The organism is Amycolatopsis sp. H20-H5, assembly GCF_035828755.1.
GTDB lineage: Bacteria > Actinomycetota > Actinomycetes > Mycobacteriales > Pseudonocardiaceae > Amycolatopsis.
This window is the reverse complement of sequence record NZ_JAYMZS010000015.1, coordinates 15,894-42,397: the sequence shown is the minus strand read 5'-3', so window position 1 is coordinate 42,397 and position 26,504 is coordinate 15,894. Positions and strand designations below refer to the sequence as shown.

General features: G+C 69.4%; 25 protein-coding genes, 1 tRNA gene and 1 pseudogene. 14 read left to right on the top strand and 13 right to left on the bottom strand.

Translation table 11 applies throughout. The annotated features are described in order from the left end of the window. Nucleotides 1-322: 322 nt before the first annotated feature. Nucleotides 323-1,549 (top strand): HNH endonuclease signature motif containing protein, encoded by a 1,227-nt coding sequence (locus QMK34_RS11590; protein ID WP_326413755.1) that lies wholly within the window; start codon nucleotides 323-325, stop codon nucleotides 1,547-1,549. A 143-nt stretch (nucleotides 1,550-1,692) separates the two neighbouring features. Here the strand turns inward: QMK34_RS11590 and QMK34_RS11585 are convergent. Beyond that, nucleotides 1,693-1,767, bottom strand: a pseudogene (locus QMK34_RS11585) (VOC family protein); the annotation flags it as partial. Between the two features lie 153 nt (nucleotides 1,768-1,920). On the opposite strand from QMK34_RS11585, the gene QMK34_RS11580 reads away from it, so the two are divergent. Then, nucleotides 1,921-1,995 (top strand) — tRNA-Val (locus QMK34_RS11580). 28 nt (nucleotides 1,996-2,023) lie between these two features. Here QMK34_RS11580 and QMK34_RS11575 read toward each other — a convergent pair. After that, entirely contained in the window at nucleotides 2,024-2,482 is a 459-nt protein-coding gene (locus tag QMK34_RS11575; RefSeq protein ID WP_326413754.1) for a pentapeptide repeat-containing protein, read from the bottom strand. A 306-nt stretch (nucleotides 2,483-2,788) separates the two neighbouring features. After that, nucleotides 2,789-3,451 carry a transcriptional repressor LexA gene (lexA, locus tag QMK34_RS11570; RefSeq protein WP_326413753.1) on the bottom strand — a complete coding sequence of 221 codons (663 nt, stop codon included), beginning with the start codon at nucleotides 3,449-3,451 and terminating at the stop codon, nucleotides 2,789-2,791. 346 nt (nucleotides 3,452-3,797) lie between these two features. Here lexA and QMK34_RS11565 point away from each other — a divergent pair, with 346 nt between their 5' ends. Both QMK34_RS11565 and QMK34_RS11560 read left to right on the top strand, forming a co-directional pair. Further along, the gene (locus QMK34_RS11565) at nucleotides 3,798-5,195 is read left to right on the top strand and encodes a lamin tail domain-containing protein (protein WP_326413752.1); all 1,398 of its coding nucleotides are present in this window, start codon (nucleotides 3,798-3,800) and stop codon (nucleotides 5,193-5,195) included. A 43-nt stretch (nucleotides 5,196-5,238) separates the two neighbouring features. After that, complete coding sequence (locus QMK34_RS11560; RefSeq protein ID WP_326413751.1) at nucleotides 5,239-5,937, top strand: helix-turn-helix transcriptional regulator; 699 nt, start codon at nucleotides 5,239-5,241, stop codon at nucleotides 5,935-5,937. An 8-nt stretch (nucleotides 5,938-5,945) separates the two neighbouring features. On the opposite strand, the gene QMK34_RS11555 is transcribed toward QMK34_RS11560, so the two are convergent. After that, on the bottom strand, nucleotides 5,946-6,320 hold the full coding sequence (locus QMK34_RS11555) for a VOC family protein (protein WP_326413750.1): 375 nt from the start codon (nucleotides 6,318-6,320) through the stop codon (nucleotides 5,946-5,948). 175 nt (nucleotides 6,321-6,495) lie between these two features. Here QMK34_RS11555 and QMK34_RS11550 point away from each other — a divergent pair, with 175 nt between their 5' ends. Next, nucleotides 6,496-8,409: a neutral/alkaline non-lysosomal ceramidase N-terminal domain-containing protein gene (locus tag QMK34_RS11550; protein ID WP_326413749.1), complete on the top strand. Its 1,914-nt coding sequence runs from the start codon at nucleotides 6,496-6,498 to the stop codon at nucleotides 8,407-8,409. Between the two features lie 76 nt (nucleotides 8,410-8,485). On the opposite strand, the gene QMK34_RS11545 is transcribed toward QMK34_RS11550, so the two are convergent. Continuing rightward, entirely contained in the window at nucleotides 8,486-8,926 is a 441-nt protein-coding gene (locus QMK34_RS11545; protein WP_326413748.1) for a DUF6294 family protein, read from the bottom strand. Nucleotides 8,927-9,161: 235 nt separating this feature from the next. Between QMK34_RS11545 and QMK34_RS11540 the strand changes: the two genes are divergently transcribed. The 3 genes from QMK34_RS11540 (at nucleotide 9,162) to QMK34_RS11530 (ending at nucleotide 15,081) form a co-directional block, all read left to right on the top strand. Continuing rightward, the gene (locus QMK34_RS11540) at nucleotides 9,162-11,375 is read left to right on the top strand and encodes an AfsR/SARP family transcriptional regulator (protein WP_326413747.1); all 2,214 of its coding nucleotides are present in this window, start codon (nucleotides 9,162-9,164) and stop codon (nucleotides 11,373-11,375) included. A gap of 94 nt (nucleotides 11,376-11,469) precedes the next feature. Beyond that, nucleotides 11,470-13,380, top strand: coding sequence for a hypothetical protein (locus tag QMK34_RS11535; protein WP_326413746.1), 1,911 nt, complete (start codon nucleotides 11,470-11,472; stop codon nucleotides 13,378-13,380). A gap of 21 nt (nucleotides 13,381-13,401) precedes the next feature. Continuing rightward, nucleotides 13,402-15,081, top strand: coding sequence for a hypothetical protein (locus QMK34_RS11530; protein WP_326413745.1), 1,680 nt, complete (start codon nucleotides 13,402-13,404; stop codon nucleotides 15,079-15,081). 19 nt (nucleotides 15,082-15,100) lie between these two features. Here QMK34_RS11530 and QMK34_RS11525 read toward each other — a convergent pair whose 3' ends face one another. After that, entirely contained in the window at nucleotides 15,101-15,910 is an 810-nt protein-coding gene (locus QMK34_RS11525) for an alpha/beta fold hydrolase (RefSeq protein ID WP_326413744.1), read from the bottom strand. A 264-nt stretch (nucleotides 15,911-16,174) separates the two neighbouring features. Continuing rightward, entirely contained in the window at nucleotides 16,175-17,065 is an 891-nt protein-coding gene (locus QMK34_RS11520; protein WP_326413743.1) for an RNA polymerase sigma-70 factor, read from the bottom strand. A gap of 176 nt (nucleotides 17,066-17,241) precedes the next feature. Here QMK34_RS11520 and QMK34_RS11515 point away from each other — a divergent pair, with 176 nt between their 5' ends. Both QMK34_RS11515 and QMK34_RS11510 read left to right on the top strand, forming a co-directional pair. Beyond that, nucleotides 17,242-17,724 (top strand): carboxymuconolactone decarboxylase family protein, encoded by a 483-nt coding sequence (locus tag QMK34_RS11515; protein ID WP_326413742.1) that lies wholly within the window; start codon nucleotides 17,242-17,244, stop codon nucleotides 17,722-17,724. Nucleotides 17,725-17,943: 219 nt separating this feature from the next. Beyond that, the gene (locus QMK34_RS11510) at nucleotides 17,944-19,170 is read left to right on the top strand and encodes an HNH endonuclease signature motif containing protein (RefSeq protein ID WP_326413741.1); all 1,227 of its coding nucleotides are present in this window, start codon (nucleotides 17,944-17,946) and stop codon (nucleotides 19,168-19,170) included. 245 nt (nucleotides 19,171-19,415) lie between these two features. Here QMK34_RS11510 and QMK34_RS11505 read toward each other — a convergent pair whose 3' ends face one another. The 3 genes from QMK34_RS11505 to QMK34_RS11495 all read right to left on the bottom strand — a co-directional run bounded on the left by QMK34_RS11505 (nucleotide 19,416) and on the right by QMK34_RS11495 (nucleotide 21,376). Next, nucleotides 19,416-20,339, bottom strand: coding sequence for a helix-turn-helix transcriptional regulator (locus tag QMK34_RS11505; RefSeq protein ID WP_326413740.1), 924 nt, complete (start codon nucleotides 20,337-20,339; stop codon nucleotides 19,416-19,418). A 38-nt stretch (nucleotides 20,340-20,377) separates the two neighbouring features. Next, nucleotides 20,378-21,151 (bottom strand): SDR family oxidoreductase, encoded by a 774-nt coding sequence (locus QMK34_RS11500; protein ID WP_326413739.1) that lies wholly within the window; start codon nucleotides 21,149-21,151, stop codon nucleotides 20,378-20,380. A 93-nt stretch (nucleotides 21,152-21,244) separates the two neighbouring features. After that, nucleotides 21,245-21,376 (bottom strand): hypothetical protein, encoded by a 132-nt coding sequence (locus tag QMK34_RS11495; protein ID WP_326413738.1) that lies wholly within the window; start codon nucleotides 21,374-21,376, stop codon nucleotides 21,245-21,247. Nucleotides 21,377-21,525: 149 nt separating this feature from the next. Here QMK34_RS11495 and QMK34_RS11490 point away from each other — a divergent pair, with 149 nt between their 5' ends. Further along, nucleotides 21,526-22,179, top strand: coding sequence for a hypothetical protein (locus QMK34_RS11490; RefSeq protein WP_326413737.1), 654 nt, complete (start codon nucleotides 21,526-21,528; stop codon nucleotides 22,177-22,179). 12 nt (nucleotides 22,180-22,191) lie between these two features. On the opposite strand, the gene QMK34_RS11485 is transcribed toward QMK34_RS11490, so the two are convergent. The 3 genes from QMK34_RS11485 to QMK34_RS11475 all read right to left on the bottom strand — a co-directional run bounded on the left by QMK34_RS11485 (nucleotide 22,192) and on the right by QMK34_RS11475 (nucleotide 23,623). Further along, complete coding sequence (locus tag QMK34_RS11485; RefSeq protein WP_326413736.1) at nucleotides 22,192-22,902, bottom strand: SDR family oxidoreductase; 711 nt, start codon at nucleotides 22,900-22,902, stop codon at nucleotides 22,192-22,194. 54 nt (nucleotides 22,903-22,956) lie between these two features. After that, the gene (locus QMK34_RS11480; RefSeq protein WP_326413735.1) at nucleotides 22,957-23,091 is read right to left on the bottom strand and encodes a hypothetical protein; all 135 of its coding nucleotides are present in this window, start codon (nucleotides 23,089-23,091) and stop codon (nucleotides 22,957-22,959) included. Between the two features lie 103 nt (nucleotides 23,092-23,194). Continuing rightward, nucleotides 23,195-23,623 carry a pyridoxamine 5'-phosphate oxidase family protein gene (locus tag QMK34_RS11475; protein WP_326413734.1) on the bottom strand — a complete coding sequence of 143 codons (429 nt, stop codon included), beginning with the start codon at nucleotides 23,621-23,623 and terminating at the stop codon, nucleotides 23,195-23,197. 82 nt (nucleotides 23,624-23,705) lie between these two features. Between QMK34_RS11475 and QMK34_RS11470 the strand changes: the two genes are divergently transcribed. From QMK34_RS11470 to QMK34_RS11460, 3 genes are all read left to right on the top strand, one after another. Then, nucleotides 23,706-24,647 carry an AraC family transcriptional regulator gene (locus QMK34_RS11470; RefSeq protein WP_326413733.1) on the top strand — a complete coding sequence of 314 codons (942 nt, stop codon included), beginning with the start codon at nucleotides 23,706-23,708 and terminating at the stop codon, nucleotides 24,645-24,647. 168 nt (nucleotides 24,648-24,815) lie between these two features. Beyond that, nucleotides 24,816-25,907, top strand: coding sequence for a serine hydrolase domain-containing protein (locus QMK34_RS11465; protein ID WP_326413732.1), 1,092 nt, complete (start codon nucleotides 24,816-24,818; stop codon nucleotides 25,905-25,907). Nucleotides 25,908-25,960: 53 nt separating this feature from the next. Then, on the top strand, nucleotides 25,961-26,494 hold the full coding sequence (locus QMK34_RS11460; RefSeq protein ID WP_326413731.1) for a pyridoxamine 5'-phosphate oxidase family protein: 534 nt from the start codon (nucleotides 25,961-25,963) through the stop codon (nucleotides 26,492-26,494). Nucleotides 26,495-26,504 lie beyond the last annotated feature (10 nt).

Here is a 26,504-nt window from a genome sequence, read left to right as displayed (position 1 = left end):
TGGTCGCTTCCTTCCTGTGGGTTTTCCTTACCGTGAGGAGACGGGAGATTCCGCCTGCGGTCATGTCGGCGATCGCACCTTCCTGGCTCTGTCACCTCGATTTCGTATGAGTCAGGTGAAGGGGTCCGTCGACGCTGTGCGGCGGCCTCACTTCTGTAGCGGCGTCGGTCGTGGTGCCTGGCGAGGCCTTCGGTGTGGCGGTGTGCACGCGCGGATCTCTTTTGTGCCAACGAATATACGATGCCTTTGGCGACGCGAGAAAGTTCGCGGTTTCTAACCGGAAGGGTGGTGATTCGAACAGATGTTCGGGTAGAGTGGGGGTGTGGGTGTTGATGAGGTGGTGCCGGTGTGGCAGCTTTCCGATGGGGAGTTGACTGCTGGGCTTCTTGCTGTCGAGCGGGATTTGTGTCGTGTGTATGCGCGGATGCTGGATCTCGTCGGTGACGTCGACAGGCGTGGTTTGTCTGTGGAGAAGGGTTTCCGTGATACGGCGACGATGTTGGCGTTGTCGTTGCGGGTATCGAAGAGGGAAGCTTCCGCTCGTGTTGCTCAGGCTACTGTGGTGCTTCCGTTGATGCGGAAGGCGTTGGAGTCGGGGGAGATCAACCGGGAGCACGCTCACGAGATCGAACACGTCCTGTCGCAGGCTCCGGACTCGGTGTCGATGGAGGAGGTCGCAGCGCACGAGGCGACGTTGGTGGAGTTGTCGCAACAGGCGATCCCCACCACGGTTCGTAAAGTAGGTCGGCGGGTGTTGGGGTACTGGGATGTGCTGGATAAGAAGCCGGAGGATCGTGAGCGGGACCTGTCCCGTCCGAACCGGGAGTTTCGCTACTCGTTCACGCGGGATGGGCGGATGAAGTACTCGGGTGAGTTTGATCCTGAGGCCGGGCATTTCGCGGAGAACATGCTGATTCCGTTGGCGAAGCCTGATCCGGTTGATGTGTTCGGTAACCGGGATCCGCGGACGGCGGCGCAGCGCCAGGGTGATGCGTTGGCGGCGATCTTCGACCTCGCCGGACGCTCTCCAGACCTGCCGGTCAAGGCCGGTGAACGGGCCGTCGTGACGGTGACGATCGGACTGGAGGAGCTGGAACGCCGCGCAGGCATAGTCATGCTGGATGGTTATGGTGCGTTGAGTGTGAGTCAGGTGCGGCGGATGTGCTGCGACGCGAAAGCCGTACCAGCGGTACTGAACGGTGCCAGTGAGGTTCTCGACCTGGGCCGCGCGGTCCGGACGGCGACTCCGGCGCAGCGCCGGGCGTTGATCATCCGGGATCGTGGGTGTACCGGTCCGGGGTGTTCACGAGGTCCGAAATGGTCCACGCCACACCACATTGTGCACTGGAGCAACCCCGGCGGTGTTGGGGGTCCGACGGATATCGTCAATCTCGGGCTCGCCTGCGAGAGGCATCACCACCTGTTGCATCATGGTGGGTGGGATATGCGGCTGCGTAACGGAATCATCGAATGGCTCCCGCCCGCGTGGCTGGATCCGGAACGAAGACCCATCCGCAACACCGCACACGACCCACCCCGGACCGGTTAGGTGGGCCGCGTGATCGCGGGATGAACCGTTGTCGGTGAACTCGTCGACCTTCCGCACTTCCTAGCCGCCGACGACGTGCTCCAGCGCAGTGTGGCGAGGTGCTCTTCGTCCACTGCAGGCGAACCCCAGAACTCTGCTGCTCAGTCGCACCAGAAACGAGCGACGCGCTCAGGTTCTGCGCAGTCGAAGGTGACTTGGACCTGCTTGACCGACGTCATCGGCCCACCGTGGTGGCGCGTGGTCGCGGCCGGAAACCGCCGCTACCCTCCGTGCGCGCTCCCGTTCACCGGTCCGCTATAGTTTCGTCACCACGGCGCGTGCAGCGCTCTCGCCGGGGTTGAGGTCGCGGGTTCGAGCCCCGTCGCCGTCCCGCGCGATTAGCTCAGCGGGAGAGCACTTCCCTGACACGGAAGGGGTCACTGGTTCAATCCCAGTATCGCGCACCAGTAAGTCCACCAGCGGCACCGGCCTGGCTCAGGGCTCGCCCGCGCCGAGCTCCTGATGCCCGTCCAGCGTGAAGGCGTTTCTGTCCAGTGTGGTGCCGTCGAAGCTGGTCCCGCCGCCGGAAAAGGTTGCTTCCTCGAACGTGACATGGCCCGTGAACGCGGTTGTGGCGTTGAACGTCGCGCTGGTGAAGACCGCCGAGTCGGGGAAGTTCACCCGCGTGAACCCGGCGGCTTCGTGGAATCTCGCGCCCTCGAACATGCCGGTCTCGGTGAAGGTCGCTTCGTCGAATGCGGCTTGGCCGGTGAAGACCGTGTCGTCGAACCTGGACGAGGTGGTGAACTCGACGCCGATGAAGATCGAGGCGCCGGTGAACGTGGCGCCGACGAAGGTGGCGTCGCCGAACTGGCAGCCGTGCGGGGCGAAGTCCCGGAGCTGGGCTCCGGTGAGATCGAGCGAAACACGAACGGCATGCGGAGGTAGGCACACAGCACGTTGACGATGGTCTGACGGTGCTTCGCGTTGTCCTGCGCGAGGCGCTCGAGCGAGTAGAGCCCGGCCAGCCGTACCGCTGCCTTGTCCGAGCCGAGTTGATCGGACGCCTTCGGGTAGAGCTCGGTGACCCGTTTCTCCGCGGCGTCGAAGGTGGTGCCCGCGCCGATGCCGAGGCTGGCCTTGATCGCGTCGACCCTGGCCGCGCCCCGGTCGTTCGCGCTGTCGGCCTCGGCGAGCAGCCAGCTGGTCGCGCCCCTGTCGCCGGGGCCCCCGTCGCTACACGCCGCCGCGAAGAGGGCTTCAGACGCTGCGCAGTACCGAGACGACGGTGCCCAGCACCACGGCTTCGTCGCCGTCGATGACTTCGTACGCGGGGTTGCGCGGCTCGAGGTAGACGTGGCCGTTGCGGCGGCGGTACACCTTGACGGTGGCCTCGCCGTCGATCATCGCCGCGACGATCTGGCCGGAATGGGCCTCGGGCTGCTGCTTCACCACGACGATGTCGCCGTCGCAGATCGCGGCGTCGATCATCGACTCACCCCGCACACGCAGGCCGAAGACCGTGCCGCGGCCGGTCAGCTCGCGGGGCAGGGTCAGCACGTCGTCGAGGTGCTCCTCGGCCGAGATGGGACTTCCGGCGGCGATGTCGCCGACCACGGGCACGCTCACCGAGTCTTCGGAGGTCTCCCGCGGGCGGGTCTCCTGCAGGAACGCGCGCACGTCGATCGGCCGGGACATCGCGGAGCTGCGTCGGAGGAAGCCCTGCTCCTCCAGGCTTGTCAGGTGTTTCGACACCGAAGACGTGGAGCGCAGGCCGACCGCGTCGCCGATCTCGCGGGTGCTCGGCGAATACCCGTGCCTGACCACCCAGTCCCGGATCGTGACCAGGATTCGCTGCTGCCGGAGCGGCAGGGCCGAGGTGTCCAGGTGCTCGAACGCGTCAAGATCGTGGTAGGTGGTCACCTGCGGAATGGTAAGGGTAGGCGTCGGCGCCCAACCCACTGGCATGCCTGGTCAGCCGTGGCGGGGGCGGGTCGTGGAAGACCACAAAGGACAGTCCAGGAGTGGCGCGGATCCCGTCGGGCGGCATCATCGATCATGGGTGAAGCAACACAGGGCGAACCGGACGAATGGTGCGCGGCGCCCCGTTTCCTGTGGGCCGGGGCCGCCGTCGAGCCGTTCGAGCGCAGGCGTTGTGGCGTTGTTGGCCGCGTGTTCAACTTCCTGCAGGAGAGGTGCGAGAAGCTTCGCGAGGCTCGCGATTTCGCTACCCTCACCTGCTGTGTCCCGCGACGAAGGAGCAACCGCCTTGCGTACGTACCGGCGTGGAAAAGTACGGCTCACCCTGGCGGCGTTGTCCGTCGCCGCCGTCGGGCTGTCCGGGGCGCCCGCGGTGGCGCAGGACTTGCCGGGGGTGCGGATCAACGAGGTCGAGTCCAACGGCGGTACGCCGGGTGACTGGGTCGAGCTGACCAACACCGGTTCCGCGGACGTGGACGTCTCCGGCTGGGTCGTCAAGGACAACGACAGCTCCCACGTCTTCACGATCAAGGCGAACACGTCACTGGCCGCGGGCGGGTACCTGGCGCTGGACGTCGAGTCGGCGTTCGGCCTCGGCAGCGCCGATTCGGCGCGGCTGTACCAGCCCGGCGGGAAGACGCTGGTCGACTCCTACAGCTGGACAGCGCACGCGACGACGACGTACGGCCGCTGCGCCGACGGCACCGGCGCGTTCACCACGACCACCGCGTCGACCAAGGGCGCGGCGAACGCCTGCCCCGGCGGGACGAACCCGCGTTCCGCCTGGCCCGGTGACGCCGCGATCGCCGTCGCCGACGGCTCGAACGTGTTCGGCACCAACCTGAGCGGCCTGTCCTTCGCGAGCCCCACCGTGGTGTGGGCGGTGAAGAACGGCCCCGGCACGCTCTACCGCCTCGTCCCCAGCGGTTCGACGTGGCGCCCGGACACGGCGGGCGGCTGGTCGTCCGGCAAGGTGCTGCACTACGGCAACGGCAGTGGCGACCCGGACGCGGAAGGCGTCGTCGTCACCCCCGACGGGGTGTTCGCGTCCACCGAGCGTGACAACGACAAGAGCGGCACCAGCCGGCCGGAGATCCTCCGCTTCGACGCGTCCTCCTCGGCGAGCTCGCTCAACGCGACCGCCGAGTGGAACCTCACCGCTGACCTGCCCTCGGTGGAGGCCAACAGCGGGCTCGAGGGCGTCTCCTGGGTCCCGGACAGTTTCCTCACCGCGCATGGCTTCCGCGACGAGCACACCGGCGCCGCCTACGACCCGGCCACCTACGCGGGCCACGGCACCGGGCTGTACTTCGCCGGTCTCGAAGCCAACGGGACGGTCTACGCGTACGCGCTCGACCAAACGGGTGGCGGTTACACCCGCGTCGCCACCATCGCCAGCGGCTTCCCCGCGGTGATGGACCTCGAGTTCGAGCCCGCGACCGGCCACCTGTGGGCCGCCTGCGACAACACCTGCCAGGGCCGCACCACCACGCTGGACATCAACTCGCAGGGCCGGTTCGCCGCCACCGCCGTCTACGACCGGCCGTCCGGGATGCCCGACTACAACAACGAAGGCTTCGCCATCGCGCCCCAGGCAGCCTGTACGGCAGGACACAAGCAGGTCCTCTGGTCCGACGACGACAACGACGGCGGCCACGCGCTGCGCAGCGGCACCCTGCCCTGCTGAAGCTCTCCCGTTTTTGTCGTACCCGGGCTCTAGTTTGGTGCGCGTGAACCGCACTGATCGTCTCTATGCCCTGGTCGAGGAGCTGAGGGCTGTGGCGCCTCGTCCGCGTAGCGCGCGCTGGCTGGCCGGTCGTTTCGAGGTCAGCGCGCGCACGGTCGAGCGGGACATCAACGCGTTGCAGCAGTCGGGGGTGCCGATCTACGCCGAGGCGGGCCGCACGGGCGGCTACTGCCTCGACAAGGCGCGCACGCTGCCGCCGGTCAACCTGACCCCGGGCGAGGCCGTCGCGATGGCGGTGGCGCTGCGGCGGCTGGCGGGCACGCCGTTCCAGCTGGCGGCGGGCTCGGCCCTGCACAAACTGGTCGCGGCGATGCAGGGTGACGACGCCGCCGCGGCCCGTGACCTGGCCGGGCGGGTCCACCTGCTCGGTGACTCGGCCACCACGCCCTCGGTCCCGCGCATGGTGGCCGACGCGCTGTCCAGCCGCCGCGTGCTACGCATCGGTTATGGCGACCGCGAGGGCGCCGTCACGATGCGCGAGATCGAGCCCCTCGGTTATGTCGGCAAGGCGACCCATTGGTACCTGGTGGCCTGGTGCAGGCTGCGCGGCGCCCTGCGTGCCTTCCGCACCGACCGGATCAGCTCGGTCTCGGCCACCGCCGAGGTGCCTCCGCCGCGCGAGCTGCGCGGAGAGGACCTCGACATCCCGTACGGGGTCGTCAGCCAGCTCACCTTGGGCTGACCGGCGGCTCAGGACGGCGGCGTGAACACCGCGAAGTGGTTACCGGCCGGGTCGAGCAGGTGCGCGAAAGTGATCCCGGCCGGGTTGACCTTGGGCGCGCGCTGGACCTTCCCGCCCGCCTCCTCGGTTCGTCGGCAGGCGACCTCGACGTCCTCGACCAGCACGGTGAAGATCGCGTAATCGGGCATTTCCCCCTTTGTCGCGAAGAGTCCGCCGCGGAGTCCGTTCGCGTCACCCGTGGTGAAAATCCGGTAGACCGCGTCCGTGCCCTCGGTGTCGTCGTTCGAGACCGTCCAGCCGAACACGTCACCGTAGAACCGCTCCGTGGCCGCCGGGTCCTTGGTGCCGATCTCGAACCAGCCGATGCCGTTGAATCCAGACATGTCGTCCCTCTCGTGTCACGCGCCGGGTGTGTCCCGGTCCGGTCCACTCTGGAGGGCCGTGGCGACAGCCCCCTGTCGGTGTTTCCGGCGGGTTTGCCCGGACGATCGCGGCAGCTTGACTTGGTCGTTCGAGCAAGCCAAGCTGCCGCGAGGGTTCTCGACGAGGGGATGACCGTTGACGGACAAGGACTTCCTGGTGGGGCGCGGTATCGCCGACATCACCGGCGAGGCCGCCGACTGCGAGCTGCTGGGCTACGGCAAGTCCTGGCAGCGCAGCGCCGGGCTCCACACGCGGCTGCGCTCGCGGGCGTTCGTGATCGACGACGGCGAGCGGCGGGTGCTGCTGATCGTCTGCGATCTGCCGCTGATGTTCCCCAGCGTGCACCGCGAGGTGCTGGCCCGACTGGCCGTCGACCACGGCGAGCGCTACACCGAGGTCAACGTCATGATCACCGTGACCCACACGCACTGCGGGCCCGGCGGCTACGGGCACCACGGTCTCTACAACCTGTCCAACGGGTTCCACCCCAAGACGTTCGCCGCGATCGTGGACGGCATCGTCGAAGCCGCCGGGCGGGCACACGCCGACCTCGCCCCCGCCCGGCTGACCCTGGCGCACGGTGAACTGCACGACGCCAGCGTCAACCGCTCGCGGGTGGCGTTCGACCGGAACCCGCCGCAGGACCGGGAGTTCTTCCCCGAGGGGATCGACCCGCAGACGACCGTGCTGCGGATCGAACGCGACGGCCGCCCGGCCGGGATGATCAACTGGTTCGCCACCCACGGCACCAGCCTGACCAACCGGAACCTGCTGATCAGCTCGGACAACAAGGGCTACGCCGCACTGCACTGGGAACGGGACGTCGAGGGGGGCGACTACCTGGCGCGCCCGGAACCGGACTTCGTCGCCGCGTTCGCGCAGACCAACGCCGGGGACATGTCGCCCAACGTCGGCGGGCGGCCCGGCAGCGGCCCGACCGCCGACGAGTTCGAGAACGCCCGGATCGTCGGGCTGCGTCAGTACGACGCCGCGGCCAAGCTGATGAACGAGCCGGGTGTCCCGGTGCGAGGCGGGGTGGACCACCGCCTGACCTACGTGGACCTGTCCGCGGTGGAGGTCTCGGCGGAGTTCGGCGCGGACGGTCGCGCGCACCGGACCCGCGGGCCGATCGGCGGCGCCGCGGCACTGGCGGGCACCGACGAGGGCAAGGGCTTCCCCGGCTTCCGGCAGCAGCGCAATCCCGTCTGGGACACGCTGTCCGCGGTGCTGTACCGGCTCGCGCCGCGGCTGCGGGATGCCCAGTCCCCCAAGGGAATGGTGCTGCCCGGCGGTTTGATGAACCGGCTGCGCCCGTTCATCGCCACCCGGTTCCCGGTGCAGCTGCTGCGCGTCGGGCCGTTGTACCTGCTCGGGATTCCCGGCGAGGTCACGATCGTGGCCGGGTTGCGGCTGCGCCGCACGGTCGCCGAACTCGTGGGCGCCGAGCTCGAGAACGTGCTCGTCGCCGGGTACAGCAACGGCTACTTCCACTACGTGACCACGCCGGAGGAGTACCAGGCCCAGCGCTACGAAGGCGGTAGCACCCTGTTCGGGCGCTGGCAGCTCGACGCGCTGCGGCAGACCGCGGCGAGCCTGGCCCGCGCCCTGCGAGACGGAACGCCGGTCGAGCGGGGAACGCCGGAGCCGGACTTCGCCGGAAAGGTCCGGCCGGTGAAGGAGCGGGCCGTCGACGGTTCGTCACCCGGCAGGGTGCTGACGCAGCCCGCGCCGAGCTACCGCCCCGGAGAGCGGGCCGGTGCCGGATTCGTCGGCGCCTACCCGAACAACGACCTCCGCCGTGGTGGCACGTACCTGACCGTGGAGTCCGAAGTGGATGGAACCTGGCGCACGATCGCCGACGACGGTGACTGGTCGACGAAGTTCCACTGGTCGAACGACAAGGCGGCCGGGCCGGTCGTGACGATCACCTGGGACATCCCGCTCGGCGCGACCGGCCAGCACCGCATCCGTTACCACGGCGATGTCCAAGGCCCCGGTGGGCGCGTCGAGCCGTTCACCGCGGTGTCCGACGTTTTCGAGATCGGCTGAGGCGGATTGCTGACGCTGGCAAACCCCGGCCGCCAGGCGGTCCATTAAGGACTGTCTGGCGGCCGGGGCTGCCGGGTCAGCAGCTGTAGCGTTGCAGGCTCTTGAAGATGTTGACCCCGGAGAACTCCGCCGGGTCGAAGGCGAAGTGCGCTGTCCAGTGGTAGCGCGGCGGCGGGTTGCCGTCGTTCATCCGCGGGCTGTTGAACTCCCCGGCGGAGAACAGGTGGAACCCGGCCGTGGTGTAGAAGTCGAGGTTGGTGTGCCAGACGTCGCCGGAATGGGTGTGACGGGTGAGCGTGTCCGCGCTCCAGTCGCCGGTGCCGTCCGAGCGCAGGACGATAGTGCCGTTGTCCTGCTGGCAGTCCCCCGAGTGCAGCTGCCCCCAGGTCGCGCTCTTCACCTCGAGCGTGTGGGCGACGCTCGGCGCCGCCTGTGCCGCCGGAGCGGCCGCCAGCAGTGCGGCTCCGGTCGCCGCGATCGCCAGCGCCGGTTTGAGTGACCGAACTTTCAGTTTCATGGTGTCCCCTTCACGAAGGTCGGCACCCTGCCGACCGGGCAGACCTTGGCAGCCGCCGTCGACAATCCGTCGACAATCCGTCGACAGCTGGGAAGGACAGCGGGGAAGGACAGCTGGGAAGGACAGCGGGGAAGGACAGCTGGATGGGAACCGTGTCCGTCGAGGATGTATCCAGCGTCGCGCAGACGGCTCCTGTGCACCAGGGCGCGGACTCAGCCGCGGGTGGAGGGCGGCGGTGGGGGACACGACGGGCGAGGTCGGTTTCGGGGTGCTGGGGCCGTTCGAGGTCACGATCGACGGCGAAACGCTGGATGTCGGCGGTCCGCGCCTGCGGACCATGCTGGCCATGCTCACCGCCGACGAGGCCAGGGTGGTGAGCGTCAGCGCGTTCGTGCGGGACCTGTGGGGTGATGAGGCGCCCGAGAACGCCGACCGGACCGTGCGGACCTACATGTCCCGGCTGCGCAAGACGTTGCGCAAGACGTTGCGCGAAACGGCGCACGAGACGGCGCACGAGACGGCGCACGACACAACGACGCCACCACACCACATTCCCGCGAGGCCGGAGCTGATCATGACCAGGCCACCGGGCTACGTGCTGCGGCTGGATCCCGACGCGCTGGACGCGGCCCGGTTCGAGCGCCTGGCCGTCGCGGGCCGTCAGGCTCTCGCGGAGGGACGGACGAGTGCCGCCTCGGATCAGCTCGGCGCCGCGCTGGGCCTGTGGCGCGGCGTCGCGTACGCCGAGTTCGGCGGAGTCGACGCGTTGCGGGCCGAGGGGATGCGGCTGGAACGTCTGCGCCACAACGTCGTGCAGGACCGGATCGACGCAGACCTCGCGTCCGGCAAGGACATGGAGCTGATCGCCGAGCTGGAGGCGCTGACCGGCTCGTTCCCCGGGCACGAGCGGCTGTGGGCGCAGCTGATGACCGCTCTTTACCGCGCGGGCCGCCAGGGCGACGCGCTCGACGCCTTCCGCTCGGCGAGGCAGGGGCTGATCGACGGCTCCGGAATGGAACCGTCGCCGCTCCTGACCGACATCCAGCGCCGGATCCTCGCCCACGACGCGAGTCTGCTCGTCCCGCGCCTGGCGGCCGTCGGCGATCGGTCAACCGCCGGCCAGGGCTTTTCGCTCGCGGAAGTCCTCCGCGCCGGACAGGAGGCACTGTCCGAGGACGGCGATCTGCTGGCCAGCCGGGAACATTTCACCACCGCCTACCGGCTCGCGGACGTCGACGGCGACGCCCGTTCGCGGGCGCTCGCGGCGGTCGGTCTCGGCGGTTTGTGGGTGCACGAACACCGCACTTCCACCGGCGCGGCGCTGATGACGAGTCAGCTGCGGCACGCGCTGGCGGCCGTTCCCGCGACGTCTCCGCTCGCGTTGCGGCTGCGTGCCAGGCTGGTCGGGGAGAGCGACTACGAAGCCGGTGAGCACGGCCGGATTCTCGCGCTGGTCGGCGAAACCCGCCGCTCCGGCGAGCCGGTCGCACAGGCGGAGGCGCTCAGCCTGGCCCACCACTGCCTGCTCGGCCCCGGCCATGTCGAGCTGCGTGACGCGCTCGCCCTGGAGCTGATCGGCGTGGGCGGGCGCACCGGTCGGCGGCTCGACCAGATCATGGGTTTGCTGTGGCACACCGTCGATCTCTTCCTCGCGGCGGACCCGCACGCCGAACGGTGCCTCAGCGAGCTCAAGGAGCTCCTGTCCGCGCGGAAGCATCTCGCGGCGGGGTTCGTCGCCGCGGCGATCGAGGTCATGCTGGACATCCGGGGCGGCCGCCTGGACCAGGCCGAGACGAACGCGCAGTCCTGCGCCGAGCTCGGGAACGCGGCGGGCGACCTCGACGCGCTGGGCTGGTACGGCGCCCAGCTGGTGGCGATCCGGTGGTTTCAGGGCCGGTTCGGGGAACTCGTGCCCGTCCTCGACAACCTGATGCACTCGCCGACGCTCAGCCCCATCGACAACTCCTACTACGCCGCGCTCGCCGCCGCGGCCGCGTCGGCCGGAGATCGGCAGAAGGCCGCCGGGGCATTGGCCAGGCTGTGCGGCAACGACTTGGCGGCGTTGCCCCGGTCGAGCACCTGGCTGCTCTCGATGCTCGGCGTCGCCGAGACCGCGTACCTGCTCGGCGACCGGGAAGCGGCGACTCGGGTCTACGCCCTGCTCGGCCCGTTCGCCCACCTGCCCGTGATGGCGAGCCTGGCCGTCGCCTGTTTCGGGTCCACCCACTATCCCTTGGGCACCGCGGCGATCGCGCTCGGCGACCTGGACGGCGCCGTGAGCCACCTGCGCGCGGCCGTCCAGCAGAACCTGGCCATCGCGCACTGGCCTGCCGTGGTGTTCTCCCGCCGCCGCCTCGCGGAGGCCCTGTCGTCGCGTGCCCGCCCTGGCGACGACGACGCCGCGGAGCTTGAACTGGCCGCGGCCGATCGAGAGGCGCGGGCCTGGTGACGGCATTCCCCCGATTGCCGCACCCTGTAACCATCCGGACGCACCCGGCGACTGTCAGGATGGGGTGTAGCTGCTTCGGGGGGAAGGGGATGCCGTGTCGAGTCCGCTCTTTGGCCGTGCGGTGGAGCCGAAGCTCGTCCGGCAGTTGCTGATGCGGCAGCCGGAGGGAAGTCGCCCGCAGCCGCCGATCCTGCTGCTGGAGGGCGGAACCGCGACCGGCAAGACCGCTCTGCTCGGTGAGCTGGCGCGCGGGTGGATGGGCAAGGTGCCGTATTCCTACCTGGACGTCGCGGCGGTCGAGGAGGAACTCGGTGAGCAGTCGGCTCCCGAACTGCTGGCCGCCATCGCCTCACAGCTGGCGCGCCGGTGCCAGCTCTACGGCTCGCTGAGGTTCGACAGGCTCGTTATCGGCCTGGAGGCGATGCGCCTCGACCTCAGCGACGTCGACCCCGGATCGGCGCGCACACAGGTCGCGGCGATGCTGAACGAACGACGTGGCCTCGCCACCCTCAAACGGGTACTCGGCGGGGTCGCGCAGGAAGCGCTCAAGCTGGTCCCGAGCCCGATCGGGTCACCGGCCGGGGTGGTGGACCTGGCCGTCGGCGCGGCGGTGGACGGCCTGGCCGGGCCGTTGCTCAGCGGCAACGCCCTCGGCCGGGCCAAAAGCTGGTACGGCCATCAGGACCGCGGGCTGGTGCTGGACCCGATCGGCCAGCTCATCGACCTGAACTGGGCTCGGCGCCACCCCGCCAGGGCCGACGCGCGCAGCCAGGTCGACGAGCTCCTCTGCGACGCGTTCCTGGCCGACCTGCGGGACAACTTCCGCACCGGCAGGCACTCGGCCGAATGGCCGCTGAACTGCTTGGTGCTGCTGGACAACGTCGACCGCGGGCTCGGCCAGTCGTTCCTGCGCCAGCTCAACGCGCTCCGCGAGCCGGTCGACGGCGCGGACGTCGACCGGCCGAGCCCGCTGCTGGTGGTCGGCGGGAGCCGCGGCAAGCTGATCGCCGGGATGACCCTGGTCGAGCGCGCCACGGTGGTGGAGCTGACCGGCACTCGCGACCTCGCCGCCGGGAACGGGCAGCAGCCGGTGTGGGGGAGACGGCTGCTGCCGTCACTGTCGCTCGACGACGTACGGAAAATGTCACCGGCCGCGCTGGCCTCCTATCGGCAGAACAACAACCTCGCCGGGATGCTGCACCACCTGACCGGCGGCCATCCGGGCGGGCTGGCGTTCCTGCTCAAGGTGATCACGGACCTCCGGCCGGAGAACCTCGAGCCGGCGGCGCTGCTCGCCCTGCCGTACCGGGACACGACGGTCGAGCAGACGCTGGCGGCGCGGCTGCTCGCCGGGCTCGCCGAGGACGACGTCGAGCTGCTGGTGACGTGTTCCGCCGGGCGGGATCGCCACGAGGGCCTGCGGTTGCTCGGCCGCGCGGTGGATCGTGACACCGCGGCACTGGTGCTCCCGGCCGGGCTGTGGGACCCGGCCGGCGACGTGCCCGTCACGCTGCCGCGCACCTTGCTGCTGCGCAGGCTGGCCCGCCGCCCCGAAGACCACCCGTGGGACTGGACTCGCAGCCACGCCGTGTCGCACGCGGCCGCGGGTCCGGCAGGCGAGACGGCCGAGCTGCATCACCGGCTGGCGATGGGCGACGTCCGGCCCGTGCTCGACGCGCTCGCGGCCAAGCTCGGCACCGAGCCGCTCCCGGTCTGGCTGACCTGGATCGAGACCGTGGCCGCCGCGCCCGCCCGGTTCGCCAGGCCGGACCCGCCGGCCGGCGACTGGCCGCCGTTCCTGCCGCCGCTGCTCACCCGGCTGTGGCGGGCGGCGGATCCGTTGCTGGGCAGCGACCGCAGCGTGCTCTACGCCCGGATCGCGGGTGGTTTCAACGATCTGGCCACCCATCTCGACGACACCTGTGACGAACTGCTCGACCTGGTCGCCCGCTACCAGAACCTCGCCCGGCTGTGGCACCGCGCCGTCGGCCGGCCTCCTGAATAGCCCGCTCGCCCGAGGAGAACAGTGACTGACTACGAACTGCCGCGGAACACCAGCACCCGCAAGCGGAAGCGCAGGCGGCTGCTCGTCATCGGCGTGGTGGCCGTACTGCTGGCCGGTGGCGGCGTCTGGTGGGCTGTGCGGGCTTCGCAAGACAGTGCCGCGGAGGATCGCGCCGCCGCCGCGGAGCAGGCGACGCACTGTGCCGGGCTGGCCGGCCGATCCGGGCCGGGCTACTACCTTTCCCGTCAGCAGGACGACGGGCAGTGCGTCGGCTGGACGACGGAACTGGACTACGCCTTCGGTTCCGCGGACGCGGCGACGGTGTCGGTCGTCGCCAAGATCGTCGAGGAGAACCGGAAAGTCGCGGCCCAGCCCGGTAAACCGTACGTCCGGGTGGCCGTGCTGATGCCGATGACGGCCAAGCCGGACAGCAAACTGGCCGCCGGCCCGATCCTGCACTCGCTGGAAGGCGCGTACACCGCGCAGGTGTACACCAACAGCGGGCCCACCGAGTACGGCGATCCCGTTCCGCAGATCCAGCTCGTGCTGGCCAACGTCGGTGACGACCAGAAGTCCTGGCCGGACGTGGTCGCCCGGCTCGGCGGCCTGCGCGACGGCGAGCACCCGCTGGTCGCGGTCACCGGGATGGGGGTCAGCGTCGCGCAGACCCGGGACGCGGCCGTGGAACTGAACTCCCGTTGGCAGCTCCCCAGCATCGGCGCGGTCCTCACCGCCGACGACATGACCACCCGCGGCGCGGGAACCGAGCCGCCTGGCCTGTTCAAGGTGTCGCCGTCCAACCACGACTACGCGGCGGCGCTGAAGAACGCGCTCAAGGACCGCCAGGGTCTCGGGCCCGCGTACCTGGTGCGGGACCGCAACAACGACAGCTACGTCCAGAGTCTCGGCAACGCGCTGGTGGACGAGTTCGCCGAGGACAAGCTCAACGACCACCTGTCTTCGTTCAGCGGCAGCACCCCGCCGACCACCGGCTCGCCCGGCCTGTTCCAGGGCGCCGTCGACGCGATCGGGATCGAGAACTCCGGCGTCGTCTTCTACGCGGGCCGGGACGCGGACCTGCCCAGTCTGGTGCGCAGCCTCAAAAATCGGCGCGGACAGAGCGCGTCGAAGAACCTGGTGGTCGCCACCGGGGTGACCGGCCTGGTGGTGGTGGACAGCGCCAAGGAGGGCAAGCTCGGCGAGCCGCTGACCACCCAGGACCTCAAGGCGGCCAGGGTGACGATCCTGGCCGCGTCGTCCACCGACCCGGAAAGCTGGCGAGCGGCCAGCAACAAACCGGCCCACTACGACAAGTTCCGCGAGGTGTTCACCACCGGCCGCGCGGGCTTCCCGGAAGCCGATCTTTCAGACGGTTACGCGATCATGCACCACGACGCCGTCGCCGCGGCCGCCGTCGCGATCCACGCGGCCTTCGGCGACAAGGGCGGCGAGCTCCCGAGCTCGGTGGACGTCCGCAACCGGCTGGCCAGCTTCCGGGACGCGCCGATCCAAGGCGCCGCCGGTGAGTTCTACTGGACGGAACAGCAGCCACCCAACGACCTGTGGCCCGTCGGCAGGCCGGTGCCGGTGCTGACCTTCCCGACCCCGGCCCCGCAGGCCGTCGTCTACAGCACGACCTGCCAGAAGCTCGGCAACCCGCTGTCGCTGGAGGACTACAAGATCGTCCCCTGCACTTCCTGACCGGGCGCCGGGGTGCCGTTCACGCCGGGTCGAGCGTGTCGAGGAACTCGCGCACCGCCCCGGCGAACCCGGCGGGGTCGGCCGTGTGGACGAAGTGGTCGGTGTCCAGCTCGGCCAGCCGGGTGTTGGTTCGCCGGGCCACCATTTCCCGGCCTTGTTCGAGCGGGAGCGCCTGGCTCCGCAGCGCCAGGACGAGCAGGGCGGGGCAGTCGCTGCCGAGCCAGTCGGCCCAGTGCTCGCCGCGCGTGTGCTCCTCGGAGACGACGGTGTCCCGCGGGTGGAACGGCAGCCGCCAGGTGCCGTCGCGGTTCTCCCGGACGGTCTCGGCGACCATCGGCGCCAGCTGCCCGAGGCCGGCCAGCAGCGCGTCGCGGGTCGGAGCCTCATACGGCAGGTCGAGGACGAAGGACAGGGGACCGGGACCGTCGCCGTGATTGGCCACCGGCCCGTCTTCGTCGACGACGGCGACGACGCGCTCGGGGTGCCGTGCCGCGAGACGGTACGCGGTCATCCCGCCGCCGGAGTGGCCGAGCGCCACCACCCGCTCGACGCCGAGGTGGTCGAGCAGCGCGAGCGCGTCGGCGACGTAGTCGTCACGGGTGTAGCCCGGGGCGCGGTCGGAATCCCCGTGCCCCCGCTGATCCGGGGCGATGACCCGCCACCGTGGCGAAAGCGCGGCGGCCAGTGCGCTCCAGGTGCGTCCCTCGTCCAGATGACCGTGCAGGGCGAGCAAGGGACGGCCGGGGCCACCGAAGTCCAAATAGGACAGACGGCGGCCGTCGACGGTCAGTTCGGCGCGGACCGGGGTGAGCTGCGGTGCGATCGGCATTTCGGACTCCTCGGGGTGTCGTGGCTGGTGTGGTTCCCACCCTCCGCCGCTCCGCTGACCGGTCGCGCACGATCCGCTGACAGTGCCTGTCGCGCATCACGCCGCCACGTCGAGTCAGCGGCGGGAAAAGGGCTGTGATCGGGCATCGGGAGGTGAGACCCATGAACGCTGCAGCGATACGGGTGCCCCCTCTCTTCTTAACGGTCGGGCGATTGATGTAGCTGTCGCCGGTGCCGATACCTGCCTTCTTGACCGGGCCGGGATTCAGCGGCGCAGGGCGGTCTCCTGTTCCATGTGCGACAGCTTCTCGGGATTGCGCACGGCGTAGAGCCCGCTGATGAGGCCGTCGTCGATGCGCACCGCGACGACGGTGTCGATCTCGCCGTCGAGCCGGAGAACGAGTGCGGGGTGGCCATTGACCTCGGCCGGTCGCAGCGACCCCATGGCGGCGATCCTGCCCAGCCCGGCGGCCAGCACGCGGGCCACGCGGTCGGCGCCAACGACGGGCCGCAGCACGGCCTGTTTGACCCCGCCACCGTCACCAAGGAAGACGACGTCCGGCGCGAGGAGGTCGAGCAGGCGTTGCAGGTCACCCGTTTCGGCCGCCCGCTGGAACGCCTCGAGCGCTTGTCGGGACTCGGTCTGGGAGACGACCCCGCGCGGCCGTCGAGCGGCGACGTGCGCCCGCGCCCGGTGCGCGATCTGGCGAACCGCGGCCGGGCTCTTGCCGACGGCTTCCGCGATCTCGTCGTAGTCCAGGGCGAACACCTCGCGCAGCACGAACACCGCCCGCTCGGTCGGCGCGAGCGTCTCCAGTACCAGCATCATCGCCATCGAGACGCTGTCGGCCAGCTCGACGTCCTCGGCCACATCGGGCGCGGTGAGCAGCGGCTCGGGCAGCCAGGGGCCGACGTAGGACTCCTTGCGGCGGCTGAGCGTGCGCAGCCGGGTGAGCGCTTGGCGGGTGGTGATCCGGACCAGGTAGGCGCGCTGATTCTCCACGATGCCGAGGTCGACGCCCACCCACCGCAGCCAGGTCTCCTGCAGGACGTCCTCGGCGTCGGCGGCCGAGCCGAGCATCTCGTAGGCGACGGTGAACAGCAGGTTGCGGTGGGCGAGGAACGCCTCGGTGGCGGGATCCGGCGTGCCGGCCATGGTGGCTCCTGTTCGCTTTCGACGGTGTCACCCATCGGACACCGGATCCCGCCGTTTTGTGACACCGACACGTCGTGGCCCGCGTCACGCAGCCGGGTTGTCACACGGAACGGGCCACCGGCATCTCGTGTTCGTCCGGTGCGACAGCACACGACACCACGAGTGAGGACGAAGCCATGGAACCCCGTATCGACCTGTTCGCCACCGAGATCGGCACCAAATTCGCCAAGCGGTTCGCCAACGCGGCCCAGGTGATCGACCGATCGCCGCTGCCGAAAGCCACCCAGGAACTGGTGAGCCTGCGCGCCAGCCAGATCAACGGCTGCGGCTGGTGCGTGGACATGCACACCAAGGAAGCCACGGCCGCCGGTGAGACCGCGGTCCGGCTCAACCTGGTCGCCGCCTGGCGTGAGGCGGACGTGTTCACCGAAGCCGAGCAAGCGGCCCTGGCCCTCGCCGAGGAGGGAACCCGGCTCGCCGACGCCCACCAAGGCGTGTCCGACGAGACCTGGGCCCAGGCGCGCAAGCACTACGACGACGACCAGATCGCCGCGCTGGTCTCCCTGGTCGCCGTGATCAACGCGGCCAACCGGCTCGCCGTGATCCTGCACCAGAAGGGAGGTTCCTACGAGCCCGGCATGTTCGCCGCGTTCACGTGATCGGTGGTGCCAAGCTCGTCGGTATTCCTGTGCGGTGGCCAGTGTCGAGACTCCGGTGCCTTGGTCGGTCGTCCGGGCGGTACCGGCACTGTCTCCGGCACGGTGAAGAGCTTCTCCGTCCTCTTCGCTGTCCTGTAACGGTTTCTGGTGGTTAAGAAAGGTGGTCAGTCGTACCTGAACGGGTGGTGATTCGAACAGATGTTCGGGTAGAGTGGGGGTGTGGGTGTTGATGAGGTGGTGCCGGTGTGGCAGCTTTCCGATGGGGAGTTGACTGCTGGGCTGCTTGCTGTCGAACGGGATTTGTGTCGTGTGTATGCGCGGATGCTGGATCTCGTCGGTGACGTCGACAGGCGCGGTTTGTGTGTGGAGAAGGGTTTCCGTGATACGGCGACGATGTTGGCGTTGTCGTTGCGGGTGTCGAAGAGGGAAGCCTCCGCTCGTGTTGCTCAGGCTACTGCGGTGCTTCCGTTGATGCGGAAGGCGTTGGAGTCCGGCGAGATCAACCGGGAACACGCCCACGAGATCGAACACGTCCTCTCGCAGGCTCCGGACTCAGTGTCAGTGGAGGAGGTCGCGGCGCACGAGGCCACCCTGGTCGAGTTGTCGCAGCAGGCGATCCCCGCCACCGTTCGTAAAGTAGGGCGGCGGGTGCTGGGGTACTGGGATGTGCTGGACAAGAAGCCGGAGGATCGTGAGCGGGACCTGTCCCGTCCCCACCGGGAGTTCCGGTACTCGTTCACGCGTGATGGTCGGATGAAGTACTCGGGTGAGTTTGATCCTGAGGCCGGGCATTTCGCGGAGGACATGTTGATTCCGTTGGCGAAGCCTGATCCGGTTGATGTGTTCGGTAACCGGGATTCGCGGACGGCGGCGCAGCGTCACGGTGATGCGTTGGCGGCGATCTTCGACCTCGCCGCCCGCTCTCCGGACCTGCCCGTCAAGGCCGGTGAACGGGCGGTCGTCACGGTGACGATCGGGCTGGAGGAGCTGGAACGCCGCGCAGGCATAGTCATGCTGGATGGTTATGGTGCGTTGAGTGTGAGTCAGGTGCGGCGGATGTGCTGCGACGCGAAGGCCGTACCAGCGGTACTGAACGGTGCGAGTGAGGTCCTCGACCTGGGCCGCGCGGTACGGACGGCGACTCCGGCGCAGCGGCGGGCGTTGATCATCCGGGATCGTGGGTGTACCGGTCCGGGGTGTTCACGAGGCCCGAAATGGGCAACGCCACACCACATTGTGCACTGGAGCAACCCCGGCGGTGTCGGAGGCCCGACGGACATCGTCAATCTCGGACTCGCCTGCGAGAGACATCACCACCTGCTTCATCATGGTGGGTGGGATATGCGGTTGCGTAACGGAATCATCGAATGGATACCGCCTGGGTGGCTGGATCCGGAGCGAAGACCCATCCGCAACACCGCACACGACCCACCCCGGACCAAGTAATGTTCGGGGCACCGAGCATCCGCAAGCGGCGGATGGTCCTGGTAGATCTCGGTGTTGAACGTGGGTGGCCGCCCACCGGCTGTGAGATACGGATTGTCGCCAACCTGACCGGGCTAGAGCAACGCGGTTGGGGGAACCGGGATATTCCCGCGCGCGAGGTCCCGCAGGTAATTCTTGCCGAGATTCCAGCGTACGACTTCGGCGGGATTCGCCAGCGGTTTCTTCGCGGAGACACTGTCGATCCATCAGATCGAATATGACCCAGTCCTGTTTCGAGTCAGCTGAGGCGTATCGTCATCGACTGCCGTCGCCGAGGTCGCGAAGGGACGAATCACCGGTTGAGTTTTACCAAGGAGAGCCGGGGTTATCGTGGCCTGCAGAAGCGTCAACGCGTGCGCGCTCCGGGATCCGGGCTCGGCGTGGTAGACGATCAGCTGCTGGCCGGGTGCTGAACGTACGTCGAACGTCTGCATCCGGAGGGTGATCGGACCGACCTCCGGGTGGACGAAGGTCTTGACCTCGGCGCTTTTCCCCCGGGCCTCGTTGCGGGCCCACAGTTCCCGGAACGACGAACTGCTCGCATCCGCCTCGGAGATCACGGCCCGCACCCGCGGGTCGTCCGGGACCTCGCCCGCGGCCAGGCGGAAACCGGCGACCGTGTTGACCGCGGCGTGCTGCCAGTTCTGGTAGAAAGCCCGCGCGGCCGGGTCGAGGAACATGTTGAGCAGCAGGTTGTCCGAGTGCGTGAAAGGCGCGAACAACGCCTCGCCGAGCCGGTTGCGGGCCAGCACGTCGTACACCCGGCTCAGCACCAGCGCCGGGGTGTCCGGCCAGCCGTCGAGCAGCCGTCGCAGGTCGGGGTCGACGTGCTCGGGCCGGTCACTCGTCGGTTTCGGCGCGAGACCGGCCAGCCGGAACAGGTGCAGCCTGCCGTCGTCGTCGAGCCGCAGCGCGGCGGCGAGGGCGTCGAGGACCTGTGCGGAGGGATGACGTTCCCGGCCCTGTTCGAGGCGGACGTAGTAGTCGACGCTGACTTCGGCAAGCAGGGCGACCTCCTCGCGCCGCAGGCCCGCCACACGACGTGACCGGCCCACCGGCAGGCCGACGTCCGCGGGACGGACGTCGGCTCGCCTGCTGCGGAGGTAGTCCCCCAGTGGTGTCGGAGCCATGGTCGGCGACCGCGTCCCTTCGGCTTGAGCGAGCGCTTTCAGCGCTGCCGGGTGGGGCGGATGACGATCTCGTTGACGTCGACATCCGAGGGCTGGGCGATAGCGTAGGCGATCGCCCCGCCGATGGCATCCGGCGAGATCGGGTTCGCGCGGTAGGTACGCATCAGGTCCTGGGCGCCGGGATCGGTGATCGACTCGGCGAGTTCGGACTCGACGACTCCCGGCGAGACCGTGGTGACCCGGATGCCGGGGTCGGACTCGAGCCGGAGGCCCTCCGTGATCGCCCTGGCGGCGTACTTGGTGCCGCAGTAGACCGCGGCCGTCGACGAGACCTGGTACGCCCCGACCGAGGCGACCGTGATGACGTGCCCGCTGCGCTGCCGGGTGAAGTGCGGCAGCACGGCGGCGATGCCGTGCAGCAGCCCCCGGACGTTGACGTCGATCATGCGGTCCCACTCGTCGACGAGGAGCGAGTCGAGCCGTGACAGCGGCATGACGCCCGCGTTGGCCACCAGCACGTCCACCCGGCCGTGCTGCCGGGCCGCGGTGTCCACGAAGGCGGCCATGTCGTCGCGGTCGGTCACGTCGAGTGGGCGGACGTCGGCGGTGCCGCCCGCCGCCCTGATCTTCTCGGCGACGACGTCGAGCCGATCGGCCCGGCGGGCACCCAGCACGACGTGATGGCCTTCGGCGGCGAGCCGGACGGCCGTCCCTTCGCCGATGCCACTGCTGGCACCGGTGACGAGCACGATCTTCTGGTCGGTGTTCTTGGACATGCTGTTGCCGTTTCTCTTCGTCTGGCGGGTCTCCATCGAGACTTCCGCAGCGAAGAGGACGGCGACAGGTGCCCGCTCTCCTGGGAGTACCGCACCCACCCAACCGGTGCGGTCCCGCTGAAGCTCAGCTCACTGGCAGGCTTCGCAGTCGGGGTCTTCGATGCGGCAGGCGGCACCGTCGGTGAGCGGGAAGTCGAAGTCGTCGAGCTCGGGCATCGGCAGAGCGGTGGCCGCTGCTTCCGGCGTGCTGGTGGTGGACATGTCACTCCCTGGGGTACGAACGGTTTCCTCCTCTGTGTAGCGCCGAAGATCGACGGGCATTCCGTGACGCGCGACACACGCGCGCGTCGGCTGGCGGGCAGGCCTCGGATCGTGGAAAACCGTCGTTGACGTGTGCTAGCTTCGCTGGCATGCGCGTAGGGTCGACGCACTGTCTTGCCAGGTTCGCCTTTGTGAGGACGCTCGCGGCGGTCGTTGCCGTGGTGGTGTTCTCCCTGATCGGTTCCACCGCGAACGCGTCGGCGGTGGCCGCCTCCGGCCTGCCGCCTTGGCGGAGCTGCGAGTGCGCGAACCCGTCGATCGATCGGCTGCAGCAGTGGCTTGCCAGCGGTGAGGGCGCCACGGTGCCGCCGACCGGCAGCCTGCTCGTCCGCGCGGGCGGCCGGTACGCGGCCAAGGTGACCTTCCTCAACGCCGAGTGGCACGTGATCGTCGTGTGGCTCGGCAACCAGTTCGAGGCGCAGGCCGATCTTTCCGCGTCGGCCGGATTCTGGCTGACCTACAGCGCGACTGACGACCTCTACGTCCAGTTGCGTCCGGCCTCGCATTGGAGCGGCGGCGACAAGTGGCTCACGCTTGTGCCGTCCACGGGCGGGAAACTCGTGAAGAGATTCTTCAGCTTCTCGCCCGCCAAGTGGACGGCACTGCCCGAACTGGGCACGCCGCCGTACTCCTTCGCTTCGGCGTTGCGCGAGGCACGCGGCCTGGTCTTCGTCGGCAAGACCCCGAACCGGCTCGACTTCCGCGGCCTGCGCGTCGACGGCTACCGGCCGCCGTGCCTGTGAGCACGCCAGTACTTACCAGGGCAGCGTGCCTTCAGCGTCGACGAAGCTCCCGGTGGGGCCGTCGGGGCTCACCTGCGCCATGCGCACGATGATTTCGGCGCCCTGCTCGACGGTCTGGGTGCCGCTGTTGCCGTTCAGGTCGGTCTTGGTGAAGCCGGGCTCCACGGCGTTGATCCGCATGGCCGGGAACGCCTTCGCGTACTGCACGGTGAGCATGTTGACCGCGGTCTTCGACGCCGGATAGGCGACGCCCGGGTAGGCGTAGGCATGGTCGTCCGGGGTGCTGACCTTGCTCAGCGAGGCCAGGCCGCTGCTGACGTTGACCACGACCGGGGCGGTGGACCGCTGCAGCAGCGGAAGAAACGCGTGGGTGACGCGCACAGTGCCGAAAACGTTCGTCTCGAACGTCTGCCGCATCATCTCGGCCGTCAGGTCCGCCGCCCCGATCACGGTGCTGTCCTCGTTCCGCCACTCGGCGATCCCGGCGTTGTTGATCAGGACGTCCAGGCCGCCGTCGGCCTCGATGGCCCGCACGGCGGCCGCCACGGACGCGTCGTCGGTGGTGTCGAGCTGGACTGTCCGCGCGCCCAGCTGCTCGGCCGCCTCCTTGCCTCGCTGGGCGTTCCGGCTGCCGACGTAGACGGTGTGGCCCGCGGCGACGAGTCGTCGGGCGGTCTCGAAGCCGAGACCCTTGTTCGCTCCGGTGATCAATGTCGTGGTCATTCCCGCACTTTATGACCTGGAGCGCGCTCCAGGTCAAGTTGCGGTTCGAGGTCGCTAGGAGACGGTGATCGCGGCGGGGGTGGCGGCCACGGTAACCGGCCCGCGAAGGACGAACCGGCCCATCGCCAGCATCGCGAGTGCGGCGCCGAGCGAAGGTCGCGACGAGTGGGACCGTGCACGGCCGGGCACCGCAGGTGAAGAAACCGGCCGCGAAGGCGTTGCCCACCGTGGCCGAACGGGATTCCGGTCACGATGAGTCCTTTTCGGACCATCGGACCCTCGAGCCATGGGGTCAATACCGGTAGCGAGTCACGGCCTCCGGGTGGATGACGAGGCGAACCTGGTCCGCGGCCAGTATCCCGGCGAGGTCGGCGGCGCGGGCCGGGTCGCTGAGGTCCCAGTAGCGAGCGGCGAGGCGGGCGGCCAGGTCGTGTGCCCCGCCCGGTTCCACCGTGGTGTGACCGGCGACCGACAGCCAGCGTTCGCGTTCACCCACGGGGGCGGCGACGACGATCGAGGCGCGGGGGTCGAGGCGCAGGCGCCGCACTTTGAGCGCGTCGGGGTCCGTGAACAGTTCGATCGTGCCCTCGGCGGTGGCCTCGAACCACACCGGCCGGGGCTGTGGCGGGTGCGGGCCCCCGGCCACGGACAGGAACCCGTGCAGCGGGCGCCGGAGGAACTCGAGGTCCTGGGTGGTCAGCGAACTGGCGTCGGTGTTCATGACATCGATTGAACGGGGCGGACTTGGACAAATCCATCGGCGAGAGGCCGGATCACCTGTGTATTCGTCTAGCCTTGCTGAGGTGGACGCGTTCAGTGATCTGATCCGCGGGGTGCGAGCCCACGGCTCGTTGTTCGGCAGCTCGACCCTGTCCCCGCCCTGGGCGCTGCACTTCGTCGACGGCGCGCCGCTGACCCTGTGCACCGTCCTCACCGGGGCGGGCTGGATCGTGCCGGAGCACGGTCCGCCCGAGCCGCTCCGCGCCCGCGAGACGATCGTCGTGCGCGGCCCCGCGACGTTCACCTTCGTCGACGAGGTCGGCACCCCGGCCGAACCGATCGGGTGCGGCGAGTTCTGCGCGACGCCCGAGCAGGGCGGCACCCGGCACCGGCTCGGCTGGAGTGAGCCAGCAGGCCAGGGCGGCGGCGCGACGACCCTGATCGTCGGCGCCTACCCGGTGCGCGGCGAGATCAGCCGACGGCTGCTGGACGCGCTTCCCGTCGTGCTGCGCGCGGCCGAAGGGGGCACGGCCGACGCCGTGCTGGACCACCTCGCCGCCGAGGTCGCCGTCGACACGCCGGGCCAGCAGGTGGTGCTGGACCGGCTGCTGGACTGGATGCTGGTGTGCACGCTGCGCGAGTGGTTCGACCGGCCCGGCGGCGAGCCGCCTGCCTGGTGGGCCGCCCAGCGTGACCCGGTGGCCGGTGCCGCGTTGCGCCTGCTGCACGCCGAACCGGCGGCGCCGTGGACGGTCGCTTCGCTGGCGGACCGGACCGGGGTGTCGCGGTCGACGCTGGCCAAACGGTTCGCCGACCTGGTCGGCGAACCGCCGCTGGCCTACCTCACCCGCTGGCGCATGACGCTCGCGGCGGACCTGCTGATCGAGCGGCGGACGGCAACCGTCGCGGACATCGCCCGCGCCGTGGGGTATGCCGACCCGTTCGGGTTCAGCGCGGCGTTCAAGCGGGTCCGGGGCACCAACCCCAGCGAGTTCCGGCGAACCGCGACCGGTTCGAACGCCTGAACCAGGATGAGTCAACGCGATCAGTCGATACTGTAGGAACGGAGCCAGCAGATGACTGACACCGCGATCCCGGCCGCACCACCGGAATGGGTGCTGCAGATCATGCACGAGATCGACGACGTCAGGTGAACCACGCATCCGCTCGGCAGGGAAAGTGACGAGGTGGCGATGAGTGGCATACAGGAACAGATTCAGCGCCATATCGACACTCTGGTCGGCACCGGCGCGGAGACCGGTCTGCAGGTCGCCGTCTATCACGATGGCGAACTGATCGTCGACGCGGTGGCCGGGCTGGCCGACCCGGCCACCGGGCGACCGGTCACCTCCGGCACGCCGATCTTCAGTTTCTCCACCGGCAAGAACGTGACGGCCACGCTCGCGCATCTGCTCGTCGCGCGTGGTTTCCTCGACTACGCCGCCCCGGTCACGGACCTCTGGCCCGAGTTCGGTGTGCACGGCAAGGCCACGGCCACCCTGCGGCACGTGCTGACGCACACGGTCGGCCTGCCTGCCATGCCGCGCGAGGTCACCCCGGCCGAGCTTCCCGACTGGTCCAGGGTGTGTGAAGCGCTGGCCGCCGCCGAGCCGCGCTGGCGCCCGGGTGCCGCCATGGGCTACCACTCCTACACCTTCGGCTATCTCGTCGGCGAGCTGGCTCGCCGCGCGACTGGGCGGCCCCCGTGCGAGCTGCTGCGGGAGTGGATCACTGAGCCACTAGGCATCAAGGGGCAGCTTTACTTCGCCGCTCCGAACGAGGCACTGCCGGGGTTGGCGCGCCTGGAGCAGCGGGCGCGGCAATGGCCTGCCGCCCCGGAAAACGGCGATGCGATCCTCGCGCCGTGGGAAGCCCAGCCGAGTGCCGATTTCGGCAACGACGGCGAGATCCTGCGCGCCGACATACCGTCGGTGTGTATCGCCACCGCGCACGGCCTTGCCGCGCTGTACAACGCCGTGCTGCAAGGCAAGTTCGTGGACCCCGCGCGATTGCGGGAACTGTCCGCGCTCGCGTTCGCGGGGGTGGATCAGGTTTTCGGCAGTCCGGTGCGAATGGCGCTGGGCTTCCCGATCGGCAGGATCGGCGCCCCTGCCGGGGAGAACTCCGTGGCGTTCGGGTGGCCGGGCGGGGGTGGAAGCTACGCCTACGCGGACCCCGCGCGGGGTGTCGCCTTCGCGCTGACGAAAAACAGGCTCGTCCCGAACTTCGACACCGTGCTGTCGGTCGCCACGATCCTGGCCAGCTATCTCGACGGGACCAGCTGATCCTTCCCAGCGGCTGCGCCGAGGCGGAATTCGCGACGACACAAGGAGAAATCATGTCCACTCAGCCGGCAGCCGACCCGACCCCGCCGCGGACCAGCCTCGGTTCGTTCTCCTCGCCGGGCGCCCGCCCGACGCCGTGGGAGGCGACGGAATGGGCCCTGCGCCGGATCCAGAAATTCCAGCTGTGCACGGTGCGCCGGGACGGGCGCCCCCACGTGACCCCGTTGCTGGCGATCTGGGCGCTCGGCGCGATGTGGTTCACCACCGGGGAAAACGAGCAGAAAGCCAAGAATCTCGGCGCCAACCGGCACTGCGCGCTGACCACCGGAACCGGCACCCTGACCGGCATGGACTACGTCATCGAGGGCACCGCGAGCCTGGTCACCGACCAGCCTGCCAGGGAAGCCGTGGCGGCCGCGTTCGAACAGGCCTACGGCTGGCAGCTCACCCGAGAGGACGGAACCTGGCATCAACTGGGCGACGCCGTTCGGACCGGGAATGTTCAGCTCTACCGGGTCCAGCCGGACAAGGCGTTCGCGTTCGCCACCGGTGATGAGGCGTCCCAAACTCGTTACCAGTGGAGCTGAGGGCGTGGCA

Bases quoted from the DNA above. Each gene is read 5' to 3' on its own strand.
- QMK34_RS11555 (WP_326413750.1), bottom strand. From the start codon at position 6,320: ATGTCTGGATTCAACGGCATCGGCTGGTTCGAGATCGGCACCAAGGAC.
- QMK34_RS11545 (WP_326413748.1), bottom strand. From the start codon at position 8,926: ATGAAACTGAAAGTTCGGTCACTCAAACCGGCGCTGGCGATCGCGGCG.
- QMK34_RS11525 (WP_326413744.1), bottom strand. From the start codon at position 15,910: ATGCCGATCGCACCGCAGCTCACCCCGGTCCGCGCCGAACTGACCGTC.
- QMK34_RS11520 (WP_326413743.1), bottom strand. From the start codon at position 17,065: ATGGCCGGCACGCCGGATCCCGCCACCGAGGCGTTCCTCGCCCACCGC.
- QMK34_RS11515 (WP_326413742.1), top strand. From the start codon at position 17,242: ATGGAACCCCGTATCGACCTGTTCGCCACCGAGATCGGCACCAAATTC.
- QMK34_RS11505 (WP_326413740.1), bottom strand. From the start codon at position 20,339: ATGGCTCCGACACCACTGGGGGACTACCTCCGCAGCAGGCGAGCCGAC.
- QMK34_RS11500 (WP_326413739.1), bottom strand. From the start codon at position 21,151: ATGGAGACCCGCCAGACGAAGAGAAACGGCAACAGCATGTCCAAGAAC.
- QMK34_RS11495 (WP_326413738.1), bottom strand. From the start codon at position 21,376: ATGTCCACCACCAGCACGCCGGAAGCAGCGGCCACCGCTCTGCCGATG.
- QMK34_RS11490 (WP_326413737.1), top strand. From the start codon at position 21,526: ATGCGCGTAGGGTCGACGCACTGTCTTGCCAGGTTCGCCTTTGTGAGG.
- QMK34_RS11485 (WP_326413736.1), bottom strand. From the start codon at position 22,902: ATGACCACGACATTGATCACCGGAGCGAACAAGGGTCTCGGCTTCGAG.
- QMK34_RS11475 (WP_326413734.1), bottom strand. From the start codon at position 23,623: ATGAACACCGACGCCAGTTCGCTGACCACCCAGGACCTCGAGTTCCTC.
- QMK34_RS11465 (WP_326413732.1), top strand. From the start codon at position 24,816: ATGAGTGGCATACAGGAACAGATTCAGCGCCATATCGACACTCTGGTC.
- QMK34_RS11460 (WP_326413731.1), top strand. From the start codon at position 25,961: ATGTCCACTCAGCCGGCAGCCGACCCGACCCCGCCGCGGACCAGCCTC.